The following is a 23583-nucleotide window of genomic DNA, read 5'->3' on the forward strand; positions in this document are numbered from 1 at the left end:
AGATTAAAGAGCTTAAAAAGGAACTGATATGGAAAATAAAAAACTACCTAAAGCACTAGATGCTATCGATCTCAAAATTCTAAATGAGCTACAACGTAACGGAAAAATTTCAAATATTGAATTATCTAAACGAGTAGGGCTGTCACCGACCCCCTGCTTAGAAAGGGTAAAGCGTTTAGAAAAGCACAATGTTATTATGGGGTACAAAGCGTTACTTAATCCAGAATTATTGGAGGCCCCCTTATTAGTGATTGTAGAAATTACATTAGTGCGTGGTAAGCCAGATGTTTTTGAAGAATTTAATAAAGCAATTCAGTTGCTTGATGAAATCCAAGAGTGCCATTTAGTTTCAGGCGATTTTGATTATTTATTGAAAACCCGTGTGGCAGATATGGCGGCATATCGTAAGCTATTAGGCACAACATTATTGCGACTACCAGGGGTAAACGATACTCGAACTTATGTTGTAATGGAAGAAGTCAAACAAACGAACTATTTACTATTAAAATAAGGAGAATTAGGTGATAGAACAACTTAAGCCCCACCTAAAAAGTAAAGAGAATTTTATTAAACTCATATTATTATTTAATTGCTGTTTCGGTATATACCTACTTATTGCTTGGGCAAGTTATAGCCAATTAGATAATGGTTGGACAGTATCTAGCAGTATTACACAAAATACATTAAACAAAACAGGCAGTTTTGGAGCTTGGAGCATTGATATGCTTTATGCAATGTTTGGTAAAACTGTTGTCTTAATTCCTTTTTCATTAATTATTTCTTCTATCTATGTACTTGGAATGGGATTAACTAATGAAATGAGCTGGAAGGTTTTCTTCTTAAGATTGATGAGTTTTCTGTTGTTAATGACAGGGTTATCAGGCCTATTTAGTGTATTATTCTCAAATAGTGCTTATTACTTATCTGGTGGTTTTATAGGTGGGGTTTGGCAGAGTGTGCTTGGCGAAAGCTTAGGGCAATTTGGAGCATTATTTATTGCAATGCTTTGTACTGTTGCAGGCTTATATTTTTGTTCGGCTCACTCTTTATTTCCTATTCTCATTCAGTTTTATGATTGGGTGACTGCAAAATCTGACGCTCAGCCAGTAGGCTCGACTAAAAAAGTGCAAAAAGAAGTTGAAAATCAACCGCCTGTAGAAGAAATAGCTGAGGTAACAAATGAAGAGGCTACTCTACAATCACAATTTACCGATATTACAGCATTCAAACGTCCTAATATTAGTGGCTTAAAGCATCCTAATAATGAAACAGAATCACTTAATGATGAGCAAAGTGTTGCTGAAATGTATAATGCTGAGCGTGATTTAGTTCTGCCAACAGTGAACATTAATCTGCAACTTGATACAAGCCCATTAGCTGAAGTTACAGAACATTCTAGTTACGATGAGCCATTATCCGTGCCTAATGATGTTAAATTACCTCAAATACGTTTGCATACAACAGCAGAACAAGAAGCTGAAACAATAAGAGAAGAAGTTACTTTTAGCCCAAGAGAGAATCTTTTAGCTCAAGAAGAAAAGAATGGATTTCTTGAGGAAGAGGTTTATAAAGAAAATATCGTCAAAGAACATAATGACATACGAGAAGTAACCCCCGATTTTGTTGTTGCTCATCCAAAAGTAATGGAAGATATTAGTGAAAAACCAACCTATCCGAAAGGCTATGGAGAAACCTTGATACATCCGTTCTTACAACGAACAGTAAGTACAGAAAAACCAACGACTCCTTTACCAACTTTGGATTTATTAGATAAAGCCCCAGTTCAAACACAACAAATTACGGAACAAGAGATTCGTGAAACATCAGCTCGTTTAGAGCAAGAATTGGCAAATTTTGGGGTAAAAGCTACAGTTGAAGATGTGCTTGTCGGCCCTGTCGTAACAAGGTATGAAATTCAACCTGCGGCAGGGGTAAAAGCGTCTAAAATCACCAATTTAGCTAGCGATATTGCACGTGGTTTAATGTTTAAAGCAATTCGTATTACCGATGTAATTCCAAACAAACCTTATATGGGGATTGAAACCCCTAATAAGCATCGAGAAACTGTTTGGTTGCGTGATGTTTTAGACAGTGAGGCTTTCCGCCAAACTAAAGCGATTTTGCCAATGGCATTAGGTAAAGATATTAGTGGTGAACCTGTGGTTGTCGATATGGCTAAAATGCCACATCTATTAGTCGCAGGGCAGACTGGTGGCGGTAAATCTGTCGGGGTAAATACAATGATTTTAAGCTTATTATTTAAGCTTACCCCTGAACAAGTCCGCTTTATTATGATCGACCCAAAAGTGGTAGAATTATCTATTTATAATGATATTCCGCATTTATTAACACCAGTGGTTACCGATATGAAAAAAGCAGCCAACGCATTGCGTTGGGCGGTAGAAGAAATGGAACGTCGTTATTTATTGGTAAGCAGTTTACAGGTGCGTAATATTGAAGGCTATAACGATAAAATTGATCAAGCAGCAGCAATGAATTTCCCGATTCCTGATCCGACTTGGCGACCAGGCGATTCAATGGATAAATTACCACCGCCATTACAAAAATTAAGCTATATTGTTTTAATTGTTGATGAATTTGCCGATTTGATGATGTCTGCAGGCAAAGAAGTGGAAGAATACATTATGCGAATTGCACAAAAAGCACGAGCTGTTGGTATTCACCTAATTTTGGCAACGCAACGCCCATCAACAGATGTCATTACGGGGGTTATTAAAGCCAATATTCCAAGCCGAATTGCATTTACCGTGGCAAGTCAAATTGACTCCAGAACTATTTTAGATGCCGGCGGTGCAGAAGCCTTATTAGGCAGAGGGGATATGCTATATTCCGGTGCAGGTAGTCCAGATATTATTCGTGTTCACGGAGCCTTTATGAGCGATGATGAAGTGCAACGTGTAGCGGACAACTGGCGAGCGAGAGGCAAGCCAAACTATCTTGATAGTATTGTTGAATCCAAAGATGAAAACGCAGATGCAAAAAATGAAAATGCAGGCGGAGAGGTTGATCTGTTATTTGATGAAGTTGTAGCCTATGTAATTGAAACAGGCTCTGTCTCTATAAGCCATCTTCAACGTCGTTTTTCTCTTGGTTTTAACCGAGCTGCGAGAATTGTGGATCAAATGGAAGCTCAAGGTATTATTTCTGAGCCAGGGAAAGGCGGAAAACGAGAAGTATTAGCACGATAATAGTAAGTACGATAAGCGGTTAGATTTTTGTAAATTTTTGCAAATTTAATGAAAAATCTGACCGCTTGTTTTTTACGATAGTAGAATACTCGTGTTTCAGTTAAAATTAACCTAATTTATACCTTATTAGGTGGAGTGTATTATGAAATTAGATGATTTAAGACGCAGTAAAAATGTGGAAGATAGAAGAGCAAAATCAGGACCTTCTGTTGGTAGAGGGAAAGGGGGGATTTTAACCTTTATCATTGTACTTGTAGGGGCATACTATGGTGTTGATTTAAGCGGGTTAATGAGTGGCGGTGGCGATAGTTATCAGCATAACACCTCATCACTAAATAGCCAAGAAGAAGCAAAATTAGAAGATCTTTCCTCAAAAGTACTTGCCAGTACAGAAGATATTTGGGGAGCTTATTTTAAGCAAAATGGAATGAGCTATAAGCACCCAACATTAGTATTGTACAGAAACATCACACCAACAGCTTGTGGGACAGGGCAATCTGCAATGGGGCCTTTCTACTGCCCAGTTGATCAGAAGGTTTATCTCGATTTATCGTTTTATGATGATATGCGTAAACAATTAAAAGCCTCTGGTGAATTTGCTTTTTCTTATGTTATTGCACACGAAGTTGGTCATCACGTCCAAAATCTACTTGGTATTACCGCTAAAACGCAAAGTGCTCAAATGAGAGCTGGTACAAAAATTGCAGCTAATCAAATTTCAGTTAATGTTGAATTACAGGCGGATTGCTTTGCAGGTGTTTGGGGCCATCAATTCGCTAAAGAAGGTAGATTAACAAATAATGATATTGAAGATGCATTTAATGCGGCACAAGCAGTAGGTGATGACAGATTACAACAACAAAGCCAAGGTTATGTTGTGCCAGATAGCTTTACGCACGGTTCATCAGCAGAGCGTTTAGCGTGGTTTAAAAAAGGATTAACATCAGGTAACCCTGCCGTGTGTGATACTTTTTAATCAAAAAAATAATACTGTATCATTGTACTATTAAAATAGTGCAATTTTAATTGACAAGTAAATCAGTTTGATTTAACTTATTTCTACTTATTCCTTATTTCAGAGAATGAAAGCAAATGTCTTATAATAAAAACGATGATGTTCGAATCACAAATATTGAAGAGCTATTACCCCCAATAGCCTTGCTTGAACGCTTCCCTGCGAGTGAAGTTGCAGTGGAAACGGTGGAAGCAGCACGAAAAGCTATTCATAAGATCTTACACGGGGCAGATGATCGCTTATTAGTTGTTATTGGTCCTTGCTCTATTCACGACCCTAAAGCTGCGATTGAATATGCACATAAAATTAAAGCAATGCGAGCTAATCCTAAAATCAACCAAAATTTAGAAGTGGTAATGCGAGTATATTTTGAAAAGCCTCGTACTACAGTTGGTTGGAAAGGGTTAATCAATGACCCATATCTCAATGAAACCTATGCTTTAAATGATGGATTACGAATTGCTCGTAAAGTGTTATCGGATATTAATGATTTAACCGTGCCGACTGCGGGTGAATTTTTAGATATGATTACCCCACAATATGTGGCTGATTTTATGAGCTGGGGAGCGATTGGGGCAAGAACGACAGAATCGCAAGTCCATCGTGAGCTTGCATCAGGATTATCTTGTGCAGTAGGATTTAAAAATGGCACAAATGGCGGAGTAAAAATTGCTTTAGATGCCATTTCTTCGGCTAAATCACCTCATCACTTTTTATCAGTAACCAAATTTGGACATTCAGCGATTGTTTCGACCCAAGGAAACCCAGATTGCCATATTATTTTACGTGGCGGAGATAAAGGCACGAATTATGATGCTAAATCTGTCGAAGAAGCTTGTGCGGCGATTGAGAAAACGGGTGAGCGTCCACACGTAATGATTGATTTTAGTCACGCTAATAGCCAAAAACAATTCAAACGTCAAATGGATGTTTGTGAAACAGTTTGCAAGCAAATTGCAGATGGTTCAAACTTAATTTCTGGGGTAATGATTGAAAGCCATTTAGTTGAAGGCCGACAAGACTTAGTTGATGGAAAAGGATTAGAAGCGTTAGTTTATGGGCAAAGTGTTACTGATGCTTGTATTGGTTGGGAAGATAGCGAAAAAGCATTATTTGCTTTAGCGGAAGCGGTAGAACAGCGTCGCCAACATCACCCATAAATTAATAGATAATATATTTTATAAATGGCGTACGTTTAAAACGTATGCCTTTTGTTATTTTTAGATAGATAATTATGACTTATACAATTCTTGCTTTAGATACGGCAACAGAGGCTTGTTCTGTTGCGTTACAACATCACGATAATGTAACTACATTAAATGAAATTAGTCCACGAAGCCATACTCAACGCATTTTACCTATGATTGATGAATTGCTAACTAGAGCCAATATTACAATCAATCAAGTCGATTTTTTAGTTTTTGGCAGAGGGCCAGGGAGTTTTACTGGTGTTAGGGTTGGTGTGAGTGTTGCTCAAGGGCTGGCAATGGGAGCTAATTTACCAGTTGTGGCAATTTCTAACCTAAAAGCAATGGCGGAAGAAGCATTCCAAAAGTTAGGGGCAAAAAAAGTTATTGCCTTAATTGATGCCAGAATGAATGAAGTCTATTTCGCTCAGTTTGAAAGAGAAGAAAATGAGTGGAAAGAAGTTGTTGCTGAGCAAGTCTGTTCACCAGAAAAAGCGATTAGCCAATTTCAATTAGAACAAGATACTGTTGTTGTCGGTACTGGCTGGTCTGCATATTCGCAATTTTCTGAGCAAAATCTACCGCTTATTATAACAGATATTCATTTATCTTCAAGTCAATATATGATCGGAATCGCAAAAAGAGAAATTCAAAAAGGCAATACACTCTCTGCTTTAGATATTGAACCTGTGTATTTACGCAACGAAGTCACTTGGGAAAAACTACCGAATAAACGTTAAATTAATTAAGAAATGGTAATGTAAAAGAATCTTACTAAGAGTATTACATCTCTATTTTTGCTTTTCATTTAATAATAATTCAAGTAGAATACGCACTCGGCATTTCTTAACAGATATGCCGATGTTTTTTCGGAAACAGCTGGGTCGCCTGCTGTTTTTTATATTAACGGGGAAATCCCCAATTTTACTTTAAGAGAATCAAACAATGTCATTCAAATTTGAAGCTGAAGTTCGTTTAGCGCAAGGTAAGGGTGCGAGCCGCCGCCTGCGTCACAATGGTCAAGTTCCTGCAATCATCTACGGTGGCAGTGCAGAGCCTGTATCAATCGTATTAAACCACGATGATGTAAACAACGCACAAGTACACGATGCGTTCTACAACGAAGTTTTAACTATCGTTGTTGGTGGTAAAGAAGAGCAAGTTAAAGTACAAGCAATTCAACGTCACCCAACTAAACCAAAATTAGTACACTTAGACTTTAAACGTGTTTAATCCTTTATTAGTAAGGGTTTGACGCTGTTTTTTGTTCCGAAATTTTTACGGTTTTATAGTTTTTTAGGCTAATAAAATCAATTATTTATAAAATAGTTTCGGAACAGATTTTAAGTGATTAAATGGCTCTTTTGTCTTTGGCAAAAGAGCCATTTTTTTATGGTTTGATGTCGCCATATTCAAGTTTTCGATATTCTTAACATTAAGGCATAGCGATAAATTTATTTTTTTATGAAACTTCAATCTATTTTTTCTGCCTAAATAAGATTATGAGGAGAAACTATGTGGAAGAAAACATTATTAGCATTGGTGTTAGCAAGTAATTATGCTAGTGCAACAACATTAGAGAGCAGTAAAAATTATACTGAAGCAGAACTAAAACAATTAAAAAATGATTGGTTAAATATTTATCAAAAAGAGTTGCAATACGCAGAACAGTTACAGATAAAGCAACGCCAGAATTTTCAACAGGTAATGAATTTAATTGATATTGTACTTAGTCAGAAAAGTTTACCTTTTCAGACAGAACAAGTTATTCAACGTTTATTATCAACTTTATCAGGGTACCCACTAGAAATGGAGGCTGATTGGGCATTGCTCAATGCTAAAAACTCTCTTAAACAGCTAAAAGAGAGTGATATACAGATGTTTCTAGCAAAATATCCCAATTCGTTATACAAAAGCCGCTTACAGCAATCTGGTTTTGAACGGTTATACCAAGAGCAAAAATTTGCAGAATTAATAGCATATGCCAAAGAAATAAAGCCAAGTTCAGTTGCAGATAAATGCAGACTTTTCTCTGCACAATATGAGGTGCTTGCGAGCCAAGCTCAAATTAATCCTGAGGCTAGCCAAGCAGAGGGTGTAAAAGATGATAATCCTGAGTTGGCAACTTTAGTTAAAGAGTTTGATGATTTTTGGCTAACAACACCTAAACTAACATCTGATTGTGCTAATTTAGAAAATTATTGGCGAGATCAAGGGTTAAAGACAGATGAAAAAGTTCGCTTGAAAGCGGTTGAATTAGTGAAACAAAATGCAAATGCAGAAATTACTAATTTAGCAATAAATGTTACGGATGAAACGCTAAAAAATTGGTTAAATTCCATTTCAGCTATTGCCAATTCAGCGAAAGAACTGCAAAGTTTTGTCGAAAATCAACCGCTTGAATCTCCATTTTATGCAGAAAATAAAGCAATTATTTTACAGTTGTTTCCAAAATACATTCGTACATTATCAGAAAATTTAGAAAGCCCAACGTTTGCTCCGTACCAATTATGGGCAGAAAAATATCAACTGAGTGCTGATGAAATTAGAACGTGGAAAATTACGTTTATTAATCGATTGTTTGATAATAAAGAACCGACATTCCAACTATGGCGTGATGAGCAAATTAAAGAATTACAAGCAGATAATTTAACAGAACGTCGTTTACGAATGGCCATTTGGCAAAAATCTGACTTAAATGAGTGGCTAACGTTACTTTCAACGGAAGGCAAGGCGAAAGCTGAATGGCGTTACTGGGCAGCGAAGGCTAATAAAAATCAGGAGCAGAGAAAAGCAGTTTGGGAAGCTTTATCTGAAGAACGAGGGTTCTACCCAATGCTAGCGTCTCAACAATTAGGTAAGGTTTATCAATTACCAGCGATCGCATATTCAACATTAACTCAAGAACAATATAGTAGTTATAAAACTCAATTCGATAGAATTCGTGAGTTACGCCAATTAGAGCGTTTTAATCAAGCTAAAACGGTATGGATAGCATTTTTAAAAGAGTTATCTCACACAGAAAAATTAGCCGTTATTGCATATGCAAAAGATCAAGATTGGTTTGATTTAGCCGTTGAGGGAACTATTCAAGCAAAAGCATTTGATTATATAGATTTACGTTTACCAAATGCTTATTCCGATTGGTTTGACCTTAATTTAAAAGATAAAGCCATTAGCAAAACATTTGCTCAAGCTATCGCACGTCAAGAAAGTGCTTGGAATGCACAAGCAAAATCTCACGCTAATGCGATGGGGTTAATGCAGATGTTACCTACAACAGCGGCAAAAACGGCTAAAGATAATAATCTACCGTTTAGAAACGAGAGTGATTTATTTAGGCCATTTAATAATATTATGTTAGGTACAACACATTTAGCAGAACTAAATGAAAAATATCCTAATAATCGAATCTTAATTGCTTCAGCCTATAACGCTGGTGCAGGAAGAGTCGAACGCTGGCTTGCTCGTAGTCAAGGAACGCTAGAAATGGATGAGTTTATTGCCTCTATTCCATTTTATGAAACTCGAGGCTATGTTCAAAATGTGCTAGCTTATGATTATTACTATCATACGCTTTATGCTAATGAACATCAAAAGCAAACAAAAGAGTTAAAAATGTTCTATAAAGAGGAATTAACGCAAAAATATTAAAAAATGCTTGCATTCTTTATTAAAAAGCATATAATAACCTCCATCAGACGCGGGGTGGAGCAGCTTGGTAGCTCGTCGGGCTCATAACCCGAAGGTCGTTGGTTCAAATCCGGCCCCCGCAACCAGTTTTAAGCTCACAGCTTTGGTTAAAGTTGTGAGTTTTGTTTTATATGATGTATTCAATTTTTATTTGCATAAAATTTGAAAAAATAGACCGCTTGTTTTGTCGGTTTAACATCAGAAAAACAAATCGCTTAAAGCCCCACGGTTTACCGTCTGGGGCTTTTTTGCGGAAATTGGTACAGGTTTAACGTATCAAAAGCTGGTATATCCGGCTTTTTTTATATTTGGAGATTTTAACTTGGCAACATTAGAACAAAAATTAGAAGAGCTAGTACTTGATTCTATTGAGGCATTAGGCTTTGAATTAGTTGGTATTGAATGCCAACGAGCGGGGCGTTTTTTAACGGTTCGTTTATATATTGATAAAGAAGGTGGTGTCACTATTGATGATTGCAGCGATGTTAGCCGTCAGGTAAGTGCAATTTTTGATGTTGAAGACCCAATTACTGATAAATATAACTTAGAAGTTTCTTCACCGGGTTTAGATAGACCACTATTTACAACCGCACACTATCAACGTTTTATTGATCGAGAAGTTGTTATTCATCTACGTATTCCGATGTTCGATCGCCGTAAGTGGCAAGGTAAGATTAAAGCAGTAGATGGCGATTTAATTACCTTAGTTGTAGAGAATGAAGAACGCCAATTCGCATTTGGTAATATTCAAAAAGCAAATTTAGTCCCAGTTTTCGATTTTTAATAAGGCAAACTTATAATGAGTAAAGAGATTTTATTAGCTGCAGAAGCAGTATCAAACGAAAAGCAACTTCCAAAAGAAGCTATTTTTGAGGCATTAGAAACCGCATTAGCGATTGCAACCAAAAAAAGCCGTGATTTAGATATTGATGTACGTGTTGTAGTTGATCGTAAAACCGGTGATTTTAAAACATTCCGCCGCTGGTTAGTGGTTGAAAATGTAAACAATATGACTCGTGAAATCAGCTTAGAAGCTGCACAATTTGAAGATCAAAATGTGCAATTAGGCGATTTTGTTGAAGATGAAGTTGAATCGATTGAATTTGGTCGTGTCGCAATTCAGACTTTTGGACAAGTGGTTAAAACCAAAATTCGTGAAGCGGAAAAAACAAAAATTATTGATGAGTTCCGTTCTGATTTAGGCAAAATTATTATTGCAACCGTTAAAAAAGTAACACGTGATAATATTTTCTTAGAGCTTCAAGGTAAAACAGAAGATATTAAAGGCGAAGCAATTATTGTACGTGAAGATATGTTACCACGTGAAAATTTCCGCCCTGGTGACCGTGTACGTGGTGTATTGTACGATATTAAGCCTGAATCAAAAGGACCACAATTATTTGTTACCCGTGCAAAACCAGTAATGCTTGAAGAGCTATTTAGGTTAGAAGTGCCAGAAATTGGTGAAGAAGTTATTGAAATTAAAGGTTCTGCTCGTGACCCTGGTTCTCGTGCAAAAATTGCAGTAAAAACACACGATAAACGTATTGACCCTGTTGGTGCTTGTGTTGGTATGCGAGGTGCTCGTGTGCAAGCAATTAGTAGTGAATTAGGTGGCGAGCGTGTAGATATCGTTCTATGGGATGATAATCCAGCACAATTTGTGATTAACGCAATGGCTCCTGCAGATGTTAATTCTATTGTAATTAATGATGAAGCTCACTCAATGGATATTGCTGTTGAAGGGAAGAATTTAGCACAAGCTATTGGTCGTAACGGTCAAAATGTTCGTTTAGCAACGCAATTAACAGGTTGGGCTTTAAATGTGATGACTGTTGAAGAGCTAACAAAGAAAAATGAAGAAGAAGATGGTAAAGTCATTGATTTACTGACTTCAGCTTTAGAGATTGATGATGAGTTTGCTCAAGTATTAATTGAGGAAGGCTTTACTTCATTAGAAGCGGTTGCTTATGTTCCTGTTGAAGCATTAACAGCGATTGATGGTTTAGAAGATGAAGATTTAGTTGAAGAACTACAAAGCCGTGCTAAAAATGCAATCACTAAGAAAGCATTAGAAGAAGAGCAAGCCTTAGAAGCTGCTCATATTGAAGACAAACTATTAGCACTTGAAGGTATGGAACGCCATATCGCATTTAGATTAGCTGAAAAACAAATTACTACTCTTGAAGATTTAGCTGAGCAAGGGGTTGATGATTTAGCCGATATTGAAGAATTATCTGAAGAGAAAGCAGGTGAATTAATTATGGCCGCACGTCAAATTTGTTGGTTCAGCTAAGTTAGAGGGGATAAAAAATGACAGAAGAGAAAAAAACACTTTCACTTGGTGGAGCTCGTAAAGCGAGTAAAGTAAACGCAACGACAACAGGCGGAAAAGTTAAAGCTGTTGAAGTTAAAGAAAAAAAGCCAAGAATTGATGCAAAAGCTTTACAAGAAAAAGCTGAAAGAGAAGCTGCTGCAAAAGCAAAAGCAAAAGCGGAAAAAGAAGCTGCTGAAAAATTAGCGAAAGAAAAAGCGGAGGCTGAAGCAAAGGCGAAAGCTGAGAAAGAAGCTCTTGCTAAAAAAGCAAAAGAAGAGAAGAAGGCTCAGCCTCAAGTAAAACAAGAAAAAGCATTAGATCCTGAAAAAGAAGCAAAACGTAAAGAAGAAGCAGAGTTACGTCGCAAGCAGGAAGAGTTAGCTCGTGAAAAAGCTGAAATGGAAGCGAAACGTGCTGCTGAAAACGCACGTCGCTTAGCAGAAATGGAACGTGAAGAATCTGTCGATAATAGTAATGCTGAAGATTTTGATGATGAACGTTTTACTTCTTCTTATGCTCGTGAAGCTGAACGAGATAATGACCGTCGTAGTGAGTCAGCTCGTGGACGTGGGAATAAAAACGGAGTTGCTAAATCGAAAAAAGGTGGCCGTGAAGATGATAAAAATGAGCGTAGTGCAGACCGTCGCAACCAAAAAGAAGTAAGAGGCAAAGGTAAGCACGGCAAAAAAGGTGCAGCACTTCAGCAAGCTTTCACTAAACCCGCTCAAGTTGCTAAAGCCGATGTCGTGATTGGTGAAACCATTACGGTTGCTGAATTGGCAAACAAAATGTCAATCAAAGCAACAGAAATCATCAAAATGATGATGAAAATGGGCGAGATGGTAACAATCAACCAAGTGATTGACCAAGAAACGGCACAATTAGTAGCAGAAGAATTGGGTCATAAAGTGATTCTTCGTAAAGAGAATGAATTAGAAGAAGCAGTATTAGAAGATCGTGATGTTAATGCTGAAAAAGTAACTCGTGCTCCTGTTGTAACCATTATGGGACACGTTGACCACGGTAAAACCTCACTGCTTGACTATATTCGTAAAGCGAAAGTTGCAGCAGGCGAAGCTGGTGGTATTACTCAGCACATCGGTGCATACCACGTTGAAACTGATGAAGGCAAAATGATTACCTTCTTAGATACTCCGGGACACGCAGCATTTACCTCAATGCGTGCACGTGGTGCGAAAGCAACGGATATCGTTGTACTTGTAGTTGCCGCTGATGATGGAGTAATGCCACAAACAATCGAAGCGATTCAGCACGCAAAAGCGGCTGGGGCTCCATTAGTTGTTGCGGTAAATAAAATTGATAAACCAGAAGCCAACCCTGATCGTGTTGAGCAAGAATTACTACAACACGAAGTAATTTCTGAGAAATTTGGTGGTGATGTTCAATTCGTACCGGTTTCTGCGAAAAAAGGAATGGGTATTGATGACTTACTTGAAGCGATTATCTTACAATCGGAAGTACTTGAATTAACGGCTGTTAAAGAAGGTATGGCAAGCGGTGTGGTTATTGAATCATACTTAGATAAAGGTCGAGGCCCTGTGGCAACTATTCTTGTTCAATCAGGAACCTTAAACAAAGGCGATATCGTACTTTGTGGTTTTGAGTATGGCCGTGTTCGTGCAATGCGTGATGAAAATGGTAAAGATATCAATTCAGCAGGCCCTTCAATTCCAGTTGAGGTATTAGGCTTATCTGGCGTACCGGCAGCAGGGGATGAAGCAACTGTTGTACGTGATGAGAAGAAAGCTCGTGAAGTTGCCCTTTATCGTCAAGGTAAATTCCGTGAAGTGAAACTTGCTCGTCAGCAAAAAGCGAAACTTGAAAATATGTTTAGCAATATGGCAGCAGGCGATGTGGCAGAATTGAATATTATCGTGAAAGCAGACGTACAAGGTTCTGTTGAAGCTATCAGCCAATCACTAATGGAACTTTCAACTGACGAAGTAAAAGTCCGTATTGTTGGTTCTGGTGTAGGTGGTATTACTGAAACAGATGCAACCTTAGCAGCAGCGTCAAATGCGATTATGGTTGGTTTTAACGTGCGTGCCGATGCATCTGCTCGTCGTGTAATTGAAACCGAAAGCATTGACCTACGCTACTATTCAATCATTTATGAACTATTAAATGATGTGAAAGCAGCGATGAGTGGTATGTTACAGCCAGAATTCAAACAAGAAATTATTGGCTTGGCTGAAGTGCGTGATGTATTCCGCCACCCGAAATTTGGTGCAATCGCAGGTTGTATGGTAACGGAAGGTGTGGTTAAACGTAACAACCCAATCCGTGTTTTACGTGATAACGTTGTAATTTTTGAAGGCGAGCTAGAATCTCTCCGCCGTTTCAAAGATGACGTATCAGAAGTACGTAGCAATATGGAATGTGGTATCGGCGTGAAAAACTACAACGATGTAAAAGTCGGTGACCAAATCGAAGTATTCGAAGTAGTTGAGATTAAACGTTCAATCTAATATCGCTTAACAAGCGGTCTGTTTTTGCAAAAAATTTACAAAATTCGACCGCTTGCTGATTAAAATGGCGCGCGTGCTTTCACGCGTGCCTTTTCCGCTATTATAGGAAATAGAATATGTCTAGAGAATTTAAACGTAGTGACCGTGTGGCTCAAGAGCTACAAAAAGAGGTTGCGGTGATTTTACAACGTGAGGTAAAAGACCCACGTATTGGTATGGCAACGGTTTCTGATGTAGAAGTATCCAGAGATTTAGCCTATGCGAAAGTATTCGTTACTTTCTTATTTGATAACGATCCTGAAGCGATTAAACAGGGAATGAAAGGTTTAGAAAAAGCAAGCCCTTATATTCGTAGTTTATTAGGCAAAGCGATGCGTTTACGTATTGTGCCTGAACTACGCTTTGTTTACGATGAATCATTAGTAGAAGGTATGCGTATGTCAAATCTTGTGTCTAATGTGATCAAAAATGATGAAGAAAAGCATAAAGAGGACTAATTGTGTCTAGACCTCGTAAGCGTGGCCGTGATATTCACGGCGTTTTCTTATTGGATAAACCGCAAGGAATGTCCTCTAACGATATTCTGCAAAAGGTAAAACGTTTATTCCAAGCCAACAAAGCAGGGCATACCGGAGCATTAGATCCTTTGGCGACAGGAATGTTGCCTATTTGTTTAGGCGAAGCGACAAAATTTTCCCAATTTCTGCTAGATTCCGATAAGCGTTATTTAGTAACAGCAAAATTAGGCGAGCGAACCGATACCTCCGATGCGGAAGGGCAAGTAGTAGAAACTAAAGCTGTTAATGTGAGTGAAACAGAAATTTTAGCGGCTTTAGAGCAATTCCGGGGTGATATTTTGCAAGTGCCGACAATGTTTTCTGCATTAAAACATAATGGCAAACCTTTGTATGAATATGCCCGAGCAGGTATTACCGTGGAGCGAGAAGCTCGTCCGATTACGATTTTTGAGTTAAATTTTATTGAATACCGAGCTCCATATTTAACCCTTGAAGTGCATTGCTCAAAAGGAACCTATATTCGTACTTTAGTAGATGATTTAGGCGAAGTATTAGGTTGTGGCGCTCATGTTACAATGCTGCGTAGAACAGCTGTTTCAAGTTATCCTATTGAAGCGATGATGAGCTATGCTGATTTGCAAAATTTAGCTGAAAAAGCACCGCTTGCAGAATTAGATAAACATCTCTTACCAATAGATACTGCCGTTTCAAATTTGGTTAAAATAAATTTAACACAAGAGCAAACTAAAGCGGTTGGTTTTGGTCAAAGAATCAAATATGAGAATGCAAATCAGATTTATGGTTTAGTTCGTTTATTCTCTGATACTGAGCAGTTTTTAGGTGTGGCTGAATTAACACAAGATAATGTGATTCGCCCAAATAGAATGGTTAATTTAACAGAATAGAAGATGAAATTGAAACTTTTTACTCTCCCTTTAACAATTATAACATTAGCACTATCAGGTTGTTCTAGCGATCAAGGTAGCTCTTATACCAAATTAGATTTAGAGTCTAAATATACTAAATCTCGAACTTTTAGCAATTTTAATGATTATGTTCACTTCCTTAAGCAAAAAGCAGCTGGGGCAGGTGTTTCAACAAAAACATTAAAAGAACAAAATTTTATTCAATATAATGCAAGAGCAGTTCAGTTAGACCAACAACAAGCGGCTCGCCGTCGAGATCCAAATACACCACCGCCACCACCAAATCCAAATGGTGTTACTAATTATTTAAACCGGGTGCTAACTCAAGCTAAGGTAAATATTGCTGCCCAAAATTGGGATCGCTATAGTTCACAACTTAATCGAGCTAGTCAAAAATATGGTGTGCAAAAAGAGTACATTATGGCATTGTGGGGTATGGAAAGCAGTTTCGGACGTTACCAAGGCGATTTTGATGTTCTTTCTGTATTAGCGACATTAGCTTTTGATGGTCGTCGTGAGAAATTATTTACTCAAGAGTTTGTGAATGCAATGAAACTGCTTGATGATGGTGTGATTAAACGCTATGAGTTATTAGGTTCTTGGGCAGGAGCAATGGGGCAAACTCAGTTTATGCCAACCTCTTATCTAAAATATGCCGCTGATGGCGATGGTGATGGTAAAAAAGATATTTGGCATAATGAATATGATGCTTTTGCTTCTATTGCAAATTATCTTTCTAGTGTCGGTTGGGATAATAAATTACCTTGGGGTGTAGAGGTTCGATTATCAGGCCCTATGGATTTAGCTTTTTCTGGTATTGAACTAAATAAAGCAAAAACATTAGCAGAATGGCAAGCTTTAGGTGTCTATCTTGCTTATCCCAATGCTCAAGAAACAACTAAGTTAGCTAGATTAAATGGTAAAAAACTCTGGCTTATTCGCCCAGATAAAGAGGTAGGGAGAGTATTCTTAGTCTCAAATAATTTCCGTACGCTAATGGATTGGAATAGATCGAATAATTTCGGTATTAGTGTAGGTAAATTTGCAGATAGAATTTTATCAGCTGTGGGCCAATAAAATAATGAGATAAAAGCATAGTAAGGGCAAGGCTCTGACTATGCTTTTTTGTTTTGCTTTTGTTCTAAGCGACGTTGTTTAAAAAATTGACTGATTCGCTGACTACATTCTGTTCCTAATACATTTCCTTGAATTTCTAAAAAGTGATTCATTTTATAATCTTCAAATAAATGATAACGTGAACCTACCGCACCTGTTTTATAATCACTTGCTCCAAAAACCAATCGCTTAATTCGGCTATGCAAAATAGCACCAGCACACATAGGGCAGGGTTCTAGAGTAACATAAAGGGTACAATCTAACAGACGATAGTTTTCTATAGTTTGTCCTGCTTGACGAATAGCCTGCATCTCTGCGTGGGCAGAAGGATCATTAAGTTGGATAGTTTGATTCCAACCTCTACCAATAATATTATAATTTTTATCAACTAAAACTGCACCAACAGGAATTTCGCCTTTAGCTTCTGCTAAATCAGCTAGGTCGAGAGCATATTGCATAAAAGCAATATCTTGCTCAGAAATGCTAATGTTACACAAAGTCTGATTGGGTTTAATAAACATATTTGTAAAAAATTCCTCTTGTTATACCGCTAGAAAAAAGCCCCAACAAGTGGGGCATTCTATTAATTAGCCTCTACGGCCACAACCTTTATCATTAAAGCGTTTTTCTTTAAAACCACCTTTGCGATCTTTATTAAATCCACTATCTTTAAAATCACGGCGACCACTACGGTCGTTACGACGTTCGCCTCCACGTCCACGGCTTTCAAATGGTTGGCTATTACCGCCATTCGCAGGGCCTAACAATGACATCTGCATTTGCTTATTCAAAACTCGAGCTTTTTGTGCGAAGTGTTGGATTAAGTGATTTGGCATACCTTGTGGTAGTTCAATTGTTGAATATTTATCGTGTAATTTAATATGTCCAATATAACGGCTACTAATATCGCCTTCATTAGCAATAGCACCAACAATATGGCGTACTTCTACCCCATCTTCTCGACCAAGTTCAATGCGGTATAAGTCCATTGCAACACCGTTATTTTCACGATGTTCGCGTCCTCCACGGCGCTCATTTCTGTTGTTACGATCACGTCGTTCAGCACGAGCTGCACGTACAACAGGGTCTGGAGGAAGAATAAGTTTTTGTTTTTCTTGTAATAGCATCATCATTGCTGCAGCAAGCTCTTCGTGATCTTGGTCTGCAGTGAATAAGTCTTCTAATAATTCACGATATTTTTCTAAATCGTGGTGTTCTAATTGTTTGGAAATACGTGCTTTAAATTTTTCACGACGTTTTTCCATTAGAACTTCGTGATTTGGAATTGAAACTTCTTCAATCGGCTTTTTGATTAAATGTTCAATATTACGTAATAAACGACGTTCACGAGGTTCTACAAATAATAATGCTCGCCCAGAACGACCTGCACGACCAGTACGACCGATACGGTGAACATAAGATTCTTCTTCAAGTGGAATATCATAGTTCACAACAAGGCTGATACGTTCAATATCAATACCACGAGCAGCAACATCGGTTGCTACAAGAATATCTAGACGACCTGAACGTAATTTTTCTAATGTTTGTTCACGTGCTTGCTGGGTCATATCACCATTTAATGCTGCAGTGCGATAGCCATTACGTTCACATAATTCTGTAATGTCGATAGTACCTGTTTTAGTACGTGTAAAGATAATTGCTGCATCAAAATCTTCAACTTCTAAGAAACGTAATAATGCATCATTTTTACGGAAGCCATTAACTAACCAATAGCTTTGGTCAATATCTGGTGCAGAGCGTTCGGTCGCTTTAATTTTAACTTCTTGAGGATCGTTCATAAAACGACGTGTAATACGGCGAATTGGCTCAGGCATTGTTGCTGAGAATAATGCTGTTTGATGATCTTCAGGTAATTCTGCCATTACTGTTTCAACATCATCAATGAAACCCATACGTAACATTTCATCAGCTTCATCTAATACAATACATTTAAGAGCTGATAAATCTAATGTGCCACGGCGGATATGGTCAAGAATACGACCAGGTGTTCCAACAACAACTTGTGAACCATTTTTTAATGCACGTAATTGAATATCATAGCGTTGCCCACCGTAAACAGTAACAACACGAATACCTTTCATATTCTTAGTAAATTGCTCGCAAGCATCGGCAACTTGAATTGCTAATTCACGAGTTGGTGCCATTACCAACATTTGTGGGTGGCGTTGTGCTGGGTCAATTTGAGCAAGTAAAGGTAAAGAGAAAGCTGCTGTTTTTCCGCTTCCTGTTTGTGCCATACCAAGTACATCTCGGCCAGCTAATAAATGAGGGATACATTCTTGTTGAATAGGTGATGGGGTTACAAATCCCATATCATTTACAGCATCAAGAATAGGTTGAGGTAAGCCTAAATCGGCAAAAGTTAAAGATTCAGTTGTCATAAAAAACCATTAAAATGAGAGATAAAAACACAAGAAATTTAAAAATCTTCTGTTTTATCCGATAAAAATTATATTGTTGAGTCTTTTTTAGGAAGAAAAAATGAAATAACGAAGCAGAATCAACGCTTTAACAATCCCCTGAGTATAAGGGTTGAATTTGCAAAATAATTTGTAAATTCAACCGCTTGTATTGTCCTAATCGTTCCCAACAACGGGAGTTGTTTGAGTCATATTACGTAGTTGTGATAGCTCAAACAGGGCAAAACGATACTCAACGAAGTTAAACACTTGATTTGCAAGAGAAAGACGGAAAAGGCTAATAGCCTCATCTTTACGATCTAATTTGAGTTGTTGTTTTGCTAAATAAAAATATGTTTCAGTTAAAATTTCAGCATATTGTGAGCTATTTTCTTTAGCCACAGAATCCATTATAGCACGAAGTTTAGCTAAATTTGTATTTCCTAAGAAATAATTCACAATATTTGTTCCCCAAAAATCAGGAGAGAGTAGTTTTACACGTTCTTGTAAATTATTTTTAGCCTCTAATGGTGTAAATTCTAGCTCATTAAAATAGAGCCATAAGACACGATACGGGTCTTTTTTATCTTCTTCATAAAAACGCAGTAGATCACGTTCAGCTTCTGAATAACGCCCACTATAATAAAATGCTAAACCTCTATTAAGATAGGTATAACTATATTCATTATCTAATTCTAGCACAGCATTAAATGCATCTACGGAACTGTCGTAATCACCTTCTAAAAGCAGATATAGCCCCATATAATTATAAGCGGCCGCCATTCTTTGATTTAGTGAGATTGCTTGCACGAAGTCATAACGGGCAAGAGACCATAGGCCCAAACTATCATAAATGACACCTCTCTCAAAATAGAGGTCAGCTTGCTCTGATGGATTTAATTCAGCTTCTTCTAAAACTTGACTTAAACGAACAACCATTGCTTCTTGTTCAAAACGGAGTTGTGGGTTTAATTCAGCTAATGCTAAGTTTCTTGTAGAAATTAATTCAGAATATCGATTACTACAACCTGTCAGCACTAAAATAGAAATAAGGTTAAGTAAAAAGAAACGAATTCTAAACAACTTAAACAGTTGTACCATTACTAAATAGCCTTTATGTAATTAATCATAAAAACTGAATAACGGACATAATGTCCGCTATTCACGATTTATTTTAGAACTAGATATTATTTTCTTGTTCTTCAGCTACTACTTCTTCGCTCACAGGCTCTACAGTATTCTCAGTATTATTGAGATCTTTCATTGTTAAGCGAATACGATTTTGGCGGTCAATTTCAACTACTTTTACTTGAACTTCTTGACCGACAGATAAGTAATCAGCAACACGATCAACACGCTCATTAGTGATTTGTGAAATATGAACTAAACCTTCTTTACCACCTAAAATTGAAACGAATGCACCAAAATCAACCACACGAGTTACTTTACCAGTATAAACTGCATTAACTTCAACTTCAGCAACAATCTCTTCAATACGAGCCATTACTGCTTTTGCTGCATTACCGTCGGTTGCTGCAATTTTTACAGTACCATCATCATCAATATCAATAGAAGTATTGGTTTCTTCAGTTAATGAGCGAATAACCGCACCACCTTTACCAATGACATCTTTGATTTTCTTAGGATCAATTTTCATTGTGTGAATGCGTGGAGCAAAGTCAGAAATATCTTCACGTGGAGCAGGAATTGCTTGTTCCATTACCCCTAAAATGTGCATACGGGCACCTTTTGCTTGGTTAAGGGCAATTTGCATAATTTCAGGTGTGATGCCTTCAATTTTAATATCCATTTGAAGAGCAGTAACACCTTCACGAGTACCTGCTACTTTAAAGTCCATATCGCCTAAGTGGTCTTCATCACCTAAAATATCTGAAAGAACGACAAATTTCTCATCTTCTTTCACTAAGCCCATTGCAATACCTGCAACTGCAGCTTTAATTGGCACACCAGCATCCATTAATGCTAATGATGCACCACATACAGAAGCCATTGAAGACGAACCGTTTGATTCAGTAATTTCAGACACCACACGTACAACATACGGGAATTCTTCTGCTGTTGGCATTACCGCTAATACACCACGTTTAGCTAAACGACCGTGTCCGATTTCACGACGTTTTGGTGAACCGATACGACCAGTTTCACCTACAGAGTATGGAGGAAAGTTATAGTGGAATAAGAAGCGGTCTGATTTTTCACCTGTTAATTCATCAATAATTTGTGCATCACGCTCAGTACCTAAAGTTGCTACTGCCAATGCTTGAGTTTCGCCACGAGTGAAAATAGCAGAACCGTGAGTACGTGGTAATACACCTGTGCAAATATCTAATGCACGAACGGTATCAACTGTACGTCCATCAATACGAGGTTCGCCAGCAATAATACGGCTACGAACGATTTGGCTTTCTAATGCGGTAATAATATCAACAATAGCACCTTCTGATACATTTTCATCTTCAGCAGTTAATTGTGCAATTACCTCTGCTTTAATGGCATCAATTTGCTCGTAACGAACTTGTTTTTCAACAATGCGGTAAGCATCGCCGATACGACTTTCTGCTAATGCTTTAACTTTATTGATTAAATCGGTATTTGGCTCTGGAGCCACCCAATCCCAACGAGGTTTACCAGCTTCTTTTACAAATTCTTTAATATTTTCAATAACAACTTGTTGTTGTTGATGACCGAATACGACCGCTGAAAGCATTTGTTCTTCTGTTAAAATATCAGCTTCAGATTCAACCATTAATACTGCTTTGTCTGTCCCTGCAACCACTAAATCTAAACGACTAAGTTTTTGCTCAGATGTTGTTGGGTTAAGTACGAATTGATCATTGATAAACCCAACACGAGCTGCACCGATTGGGCCGTTAAACGGCACTCCTGATAAGGATAATGCAGCTGAAGCACCAATCATTGCAACTAAATCTGGGCTAATTTGAGGGTTTACAGAAACCACGGTTGCGATAACTTGAATTTCATTGAAGAAACCTTCAGGGAAAAGTGGGCGAACAGGACGGTCAATTAAACGTGCAACTAAAGTTTCGCCTTCAGAAGGGCGGCCTTCACGTTTGAAAAATCCACCAGGAATACGACCGGCTGCATAAGTACGCTCTTGGTAATCTACGGTTAATGGGAAGAAATCTTGACCTTCTTTCACATCTTTTTTCGCAACAACAGTTACAAAAACGGTTGTGTCGTCCATACTAGCCATTACGGCAGCAGTTGCTTGGCGTGCGATCGCACCTGTTTCTAATGTTACGGTATGCTGACCGTATTTAAATTGTCTTACAATTGGATTCATTCTGTTTTCCTTTTAACGAATAAAATTATTTTTCGTTTTATCTTTTAAAATTGCGACTAGCAAAAACACTCTTAATCTTAAAAGGGTTTTTGATAGCCGCCTCTCAATACAAAAAATAAAACTTGTCTATTATATAGAGATTTTCACAAAAAATCGCCTATTATTTTGATTTTAAAGGCGGGGCTTTTTATATTGAGTATTAAACACTCAACACGATAATGCTAACTTTTTCAATCTAAAAAATAAGTTTATACCTATGTAATGATTACATAGGTAGTGGATAAAAAATCATATGAAAATTAAGGCTCAATATTTAAAAGGCATTGATAAATCTTTGTTCCATTCCCTAACAGCGGTTTGCCGATAATAACGGTTAATTTGTGAGAACCTACAGGTAAGCGACTAAATTGGATACGATTACGCTTTACTGGACCAGCATCACGTTCACCATTTTCAAGTTCTAACTCCCATACGGATTGTATCTTTTTAGTTTTATCTGCAAAAAAAAGAGGGATATACACAGGTAATGATGATGAAAAAGAAATTTGCTCAGGAATGACTTTACAAGATGCTTTTTTAGAAGATAACTGATTCGTCATAGAAATGTCCTTATTTAAATTAAGTTGAAGTGATTCATTGTATCGTTAAAAATAAAAAAGTGTTGGAAATAATGCTTAAAACCAACACTTTACTAATTTAGATCAAATTTTATTTAATTACACCGCAAGCCATACGAGGACCACCGCCACCAAGTGCTACTGGATGGTCTGAGTGGTTATCGCCACCAGCGTGAATCATTAATGAACGACCTTTAACATCATCTAATTTTTTTAAGCGAGGTGCTAAAACTGGATAGGTTGCAGTACCATCGTGTAGAACTGTTAATGCAGGTAAATCACCTAAGTGTGCATCATCAGCCCAAGGGAAACCGTGCTTACCTGTTTTATTTGGATCCCAGTGGCCCCCAGCAGCTAAACCTTCCGTTAATTTACCATCTTTTTCTTTAGGATCACAACTTGGATTTTCGTGGATATGGAAACCGTGTAAACCTTCCGTTAAATCCGTTAAGTTAGGTGTGAAAACTAGCCCATAAGCTGATTCTGTAATTTCCACTGTACCAATATCTTTATTACCTTTTTCTGCATCTAATTGCTGAACACTAACCACAATTTTTGCATTTTGCTCAGCAGCCATAGCTGATGTTGAAATACCAAGTAAAGAACCTAATGCAATAGCCAATACTGTTTTCATTCTCATAAAATCATCCTTATTCAATTTGGGTGGTTTTGCCTTAAGTGGCAAGCCATTTTAACCACAGTCGCCAAATTTTGTAAATAAAAAAATGCCCTAAAAATAAGGGCATTTCAT

The 23583-nt window shown here is 37.6% G+C and carries 19 protein-coding genes and 1 tRNA gene; 14 read left to right on the forward strand and 6 right to left on the reverse strand.

Going from position 1 to position 23583, the window contains the following annotated elements:
- Positions 1–28: 28 nt before the first annotated feature.
- The 14 genes from lrp (at position 29) to PTQ27_RS10285 (ending at position 16431) form a co-directional block, all read left to right on the forward strand.
- On the forward strand, positions 29–511 hold the full coding sequence (lrp, locus tag PTQ27_RS10220; protein WP_273748777.1) for a leucine-responsive transcriptional regulator Lrp: 483 nt from the start codon (positions 29–31) through the stop codon (positions 509–511).
- Between the two features lie 10 nt (positions 512–521).
- Positions 522–3209, forward strand: coding sequence for a DNA translocase FtsK (locus PTQ27_RS10225; RefSeq protein ID WP_273748775.1), 2688 nt, complete (start codon positions 522–524; stop codon positions 3207–3209).
- 142 nt (positions 3210–3351) lie between these two features.
- Positions 3352–4185, forward strand: a complete 834-nt coding sequence (ypfJ, locus tag PTQ27_RS10230; RefSeq protein WP_273748774.1) for a KPN_02809 family neutral zinc metallopeptidase — start codon at positions 3352–3354, stop codon at positions 4183–4185.
- A 116-nt stretch (positions 4186–4301) separates the two neighbouring features.
- Entirely contained in the window at positions 4302–5384 is a 1083-nt protein-coding gene (aroG, locus tag PTQ27_RS10235; protein ID WP_273748772.1) for a 3-deoxy-7-phosphoheptulonate synthase AroG, read from the forward strand.
- Between the two features lie 74 nt (positions 5385–5458).
- Positions 5459–6151: a tRNA (adenosine(37)-N6)-threonylcarbamoyltransferase complex dimerization subunit type 1 TsaB gene (gene tsaB / locus PTQ27_RS10240; protein ID WP_273748771.1), complete on the forward strand. Its 693-nt coding sequence runs from the start codon at positions 5459–5461 to the stop codon at positions 6149–6151.
- Between the two features lie 205 nt (positions 6152–6356).
- Positions 6357–6644, forward strand: coding sequence for a 50S ribosomal protein L25 (rplY, locus tag PTQ27_RS10245; RefSeq protein WP_273748770.1), 288 nt, complete (start codon positions 6357–6359; stop codon positions 6642–6644).
- A 282-nt stretch (positions 6645–6926) separates the two neighbouring features.
- Positions 6927–9065 (forward strand): transglycosylase SLT domain-containing protein, encoded by a 2139-nt coding sequence (locus PTQ27_RS10250; RefSeq protein ID WP_273748769.1) that lies wholly within the window; start codon positions 6927–6929, stop codon positions 9063–9065.
- A gap of 48 nt (positions 9066–9113) precedes the next feature.
- Positions 9114–9190 (forward strand) — tRNA-Met (locus PTQ27_RS10255).
- A gap of 236 nt (positions 9191–9426) precedes the next feature.
- Positions 9427–9888: a ribosome maturation factor RimP gene (gene rimP, locus PTQ27_RS10260; RefSeq protein WP_273748768.1), complete on the forward strand. Its 462-nt coding sequence runs from the start codon at positions 9427–9429 to the stop codon at positions 9886–9888.
- Positions 9889–9903: 15 nt separating this feature from the next.
- Positions 9904–11400, forward strand: a complete 1497-nt coding sequence (nusA, locus tag PTQ27_RS10265; RefSeq protein ID WP_273748767.1) for a transcription termination factor NusA — start codon at positions 9904–9906, stop codon at positions 11398–11400.
- A gap of 17 nt (positions 11401–11417) precedes the next feature.
- Positions 11418–13910: a translation initiation factor IF-2 gene (gene infB / locus PTQ27_RS10270; RefSeq protein ID WP_273748766.1), complete on the forward strand. Its 2493-nt coding sequence runs from the start codon at positions 11418–11420 to the stop codon at positions 13908–13910.
- Positions 13911–14026: 116 nt separating this feature from the next.
- Positions 14027–14407 carry a 30S ribosome-binding factor RbfA gene (rbfA, locus tag PTQ27_RS10275; protein ID WP_273748765.1) on the forward strand — a complete coding sequence of 127 codons (381 nt, stop codon included), beginning with the start codon at positions 14027–14029 and terminating at the stop codon, positions 14405–14407.
- A gap of 2 nt (positions 14408–14409) precedes the next feature.
- The gene (gene truB / locus PTQ27_RS10280; RefSeq protein ID WP_273748764.1) at positions 14410–15333 is read left to right on the forward strand and encodes a tRNA pseudouridine(55) synthase TruB; all 924 of its coding nucleotides are present in this window, start codon (positions 14410–14412) and stop codon (positions 15331–15333) included.
- Positions 15334–15336: 3 nt separating this feature from the next.
- Positions 15337–16431, forward strand: coding sequence for a lytic murein transglycosylase (locus PTQ27_RS10285; RefSeq protein WP_273748763.1), 1095 nt, complete (start codon positions 15337–15339; stop codon positions 16429–16431).
- A 38-nt stretch (positions 16432–16469) separates the two neighbouring features.
- Here the strand turns inward: PTQ27_RS10285 and tadA are convergent, their stop codons facing one another.
- The 6 genes from tadA to sodC all read right to left on the reverse strand — a co-directional run bounded on the left by tadA (position 16470) and on the right by sodC (position 23472).
- Positions 16470–16991, reverse strand: a complete 522-nt coding sequence (gene tadA, locus PTQ27_RS10290; protein ID WP_273748762.1) for a tRNA adenosine(34) deaminase TadA — start codon at positions 16989–16991, stop codon at positions 16470–16472.
- 66 nt (positions 16992–17057) lie between these two features.
- Positions 17058–18872 carry a DEAD/DEAH box helicase gene (locus PTQ27_RS10295; protein ID WP_273748761.1) on the reverse strand — a complete coding sequence of 605 codons (1815 nt, stop codon included), beginning with the start codon at positions 18870–18872 and terminating at the stop codon, positions 17058–17060.
- Between the two features lie 195 nt (positions 18873–19067).
- Positions 19068–19991, reverse strand: coding sequence for a lipoprotein NlpI (gene nlpI / locus PTQ27_RS10300; RefSeq protein ID WP_273748760.1), 924 nt, complete (start codon positions 19989–19991; stop codon positions 19068–19070).
- A gap of 79 nt (positions 19992–20070) precedes the next feature.
- Positions 20071–22215, reverse strand: coding sequence for a polyribonucleotide nucleotidyltransferase (gene pnp / locus PTQ27_RS10305; protein ID WP_273748759.1), 2145 nt, complete (start codon positions 22213–22215; stop codon positions 20071–20073).
- Between the two features lie 299 nt (positions 22216–22514).
- Positions 22515–22814: a hypothetical protein gene (locus PTQ27_RS10310; protein WP_273748758.1), complete on the reverse strand. Its 300-nt coding sequence runs from the start codon at positions 22812–22814 to the stop codon at positions 22515–22517.
- Positions 22815–22923: 109 nt separating this feature from the next.
- Positions 22924–23472 carry a superoxide dismutase [Cu-Zn] SodC gene (gene sodC / locus PTQ27_RS10315; RefSeq protein ID WP_273748757.1) on the reverse strand — a complete coding sequence of 183 codons (549 nt, stop codon included), beginning with the start codon at positions 23470–23472 and terminating at the stop codon, positions 22924–22926.
- Positions 23473–23583: the final 111 nt, after the last annotated feature.

Source organism: Mannheimia cairinae (assembly GCF_028649535.1).
Classification (GTDB): Bacteria; Pseudomonadota; Gammaproteobacteria; order Enterobacterales; family Pasteurellaceae; genus Mannheimia; species Mannheimia cairinae.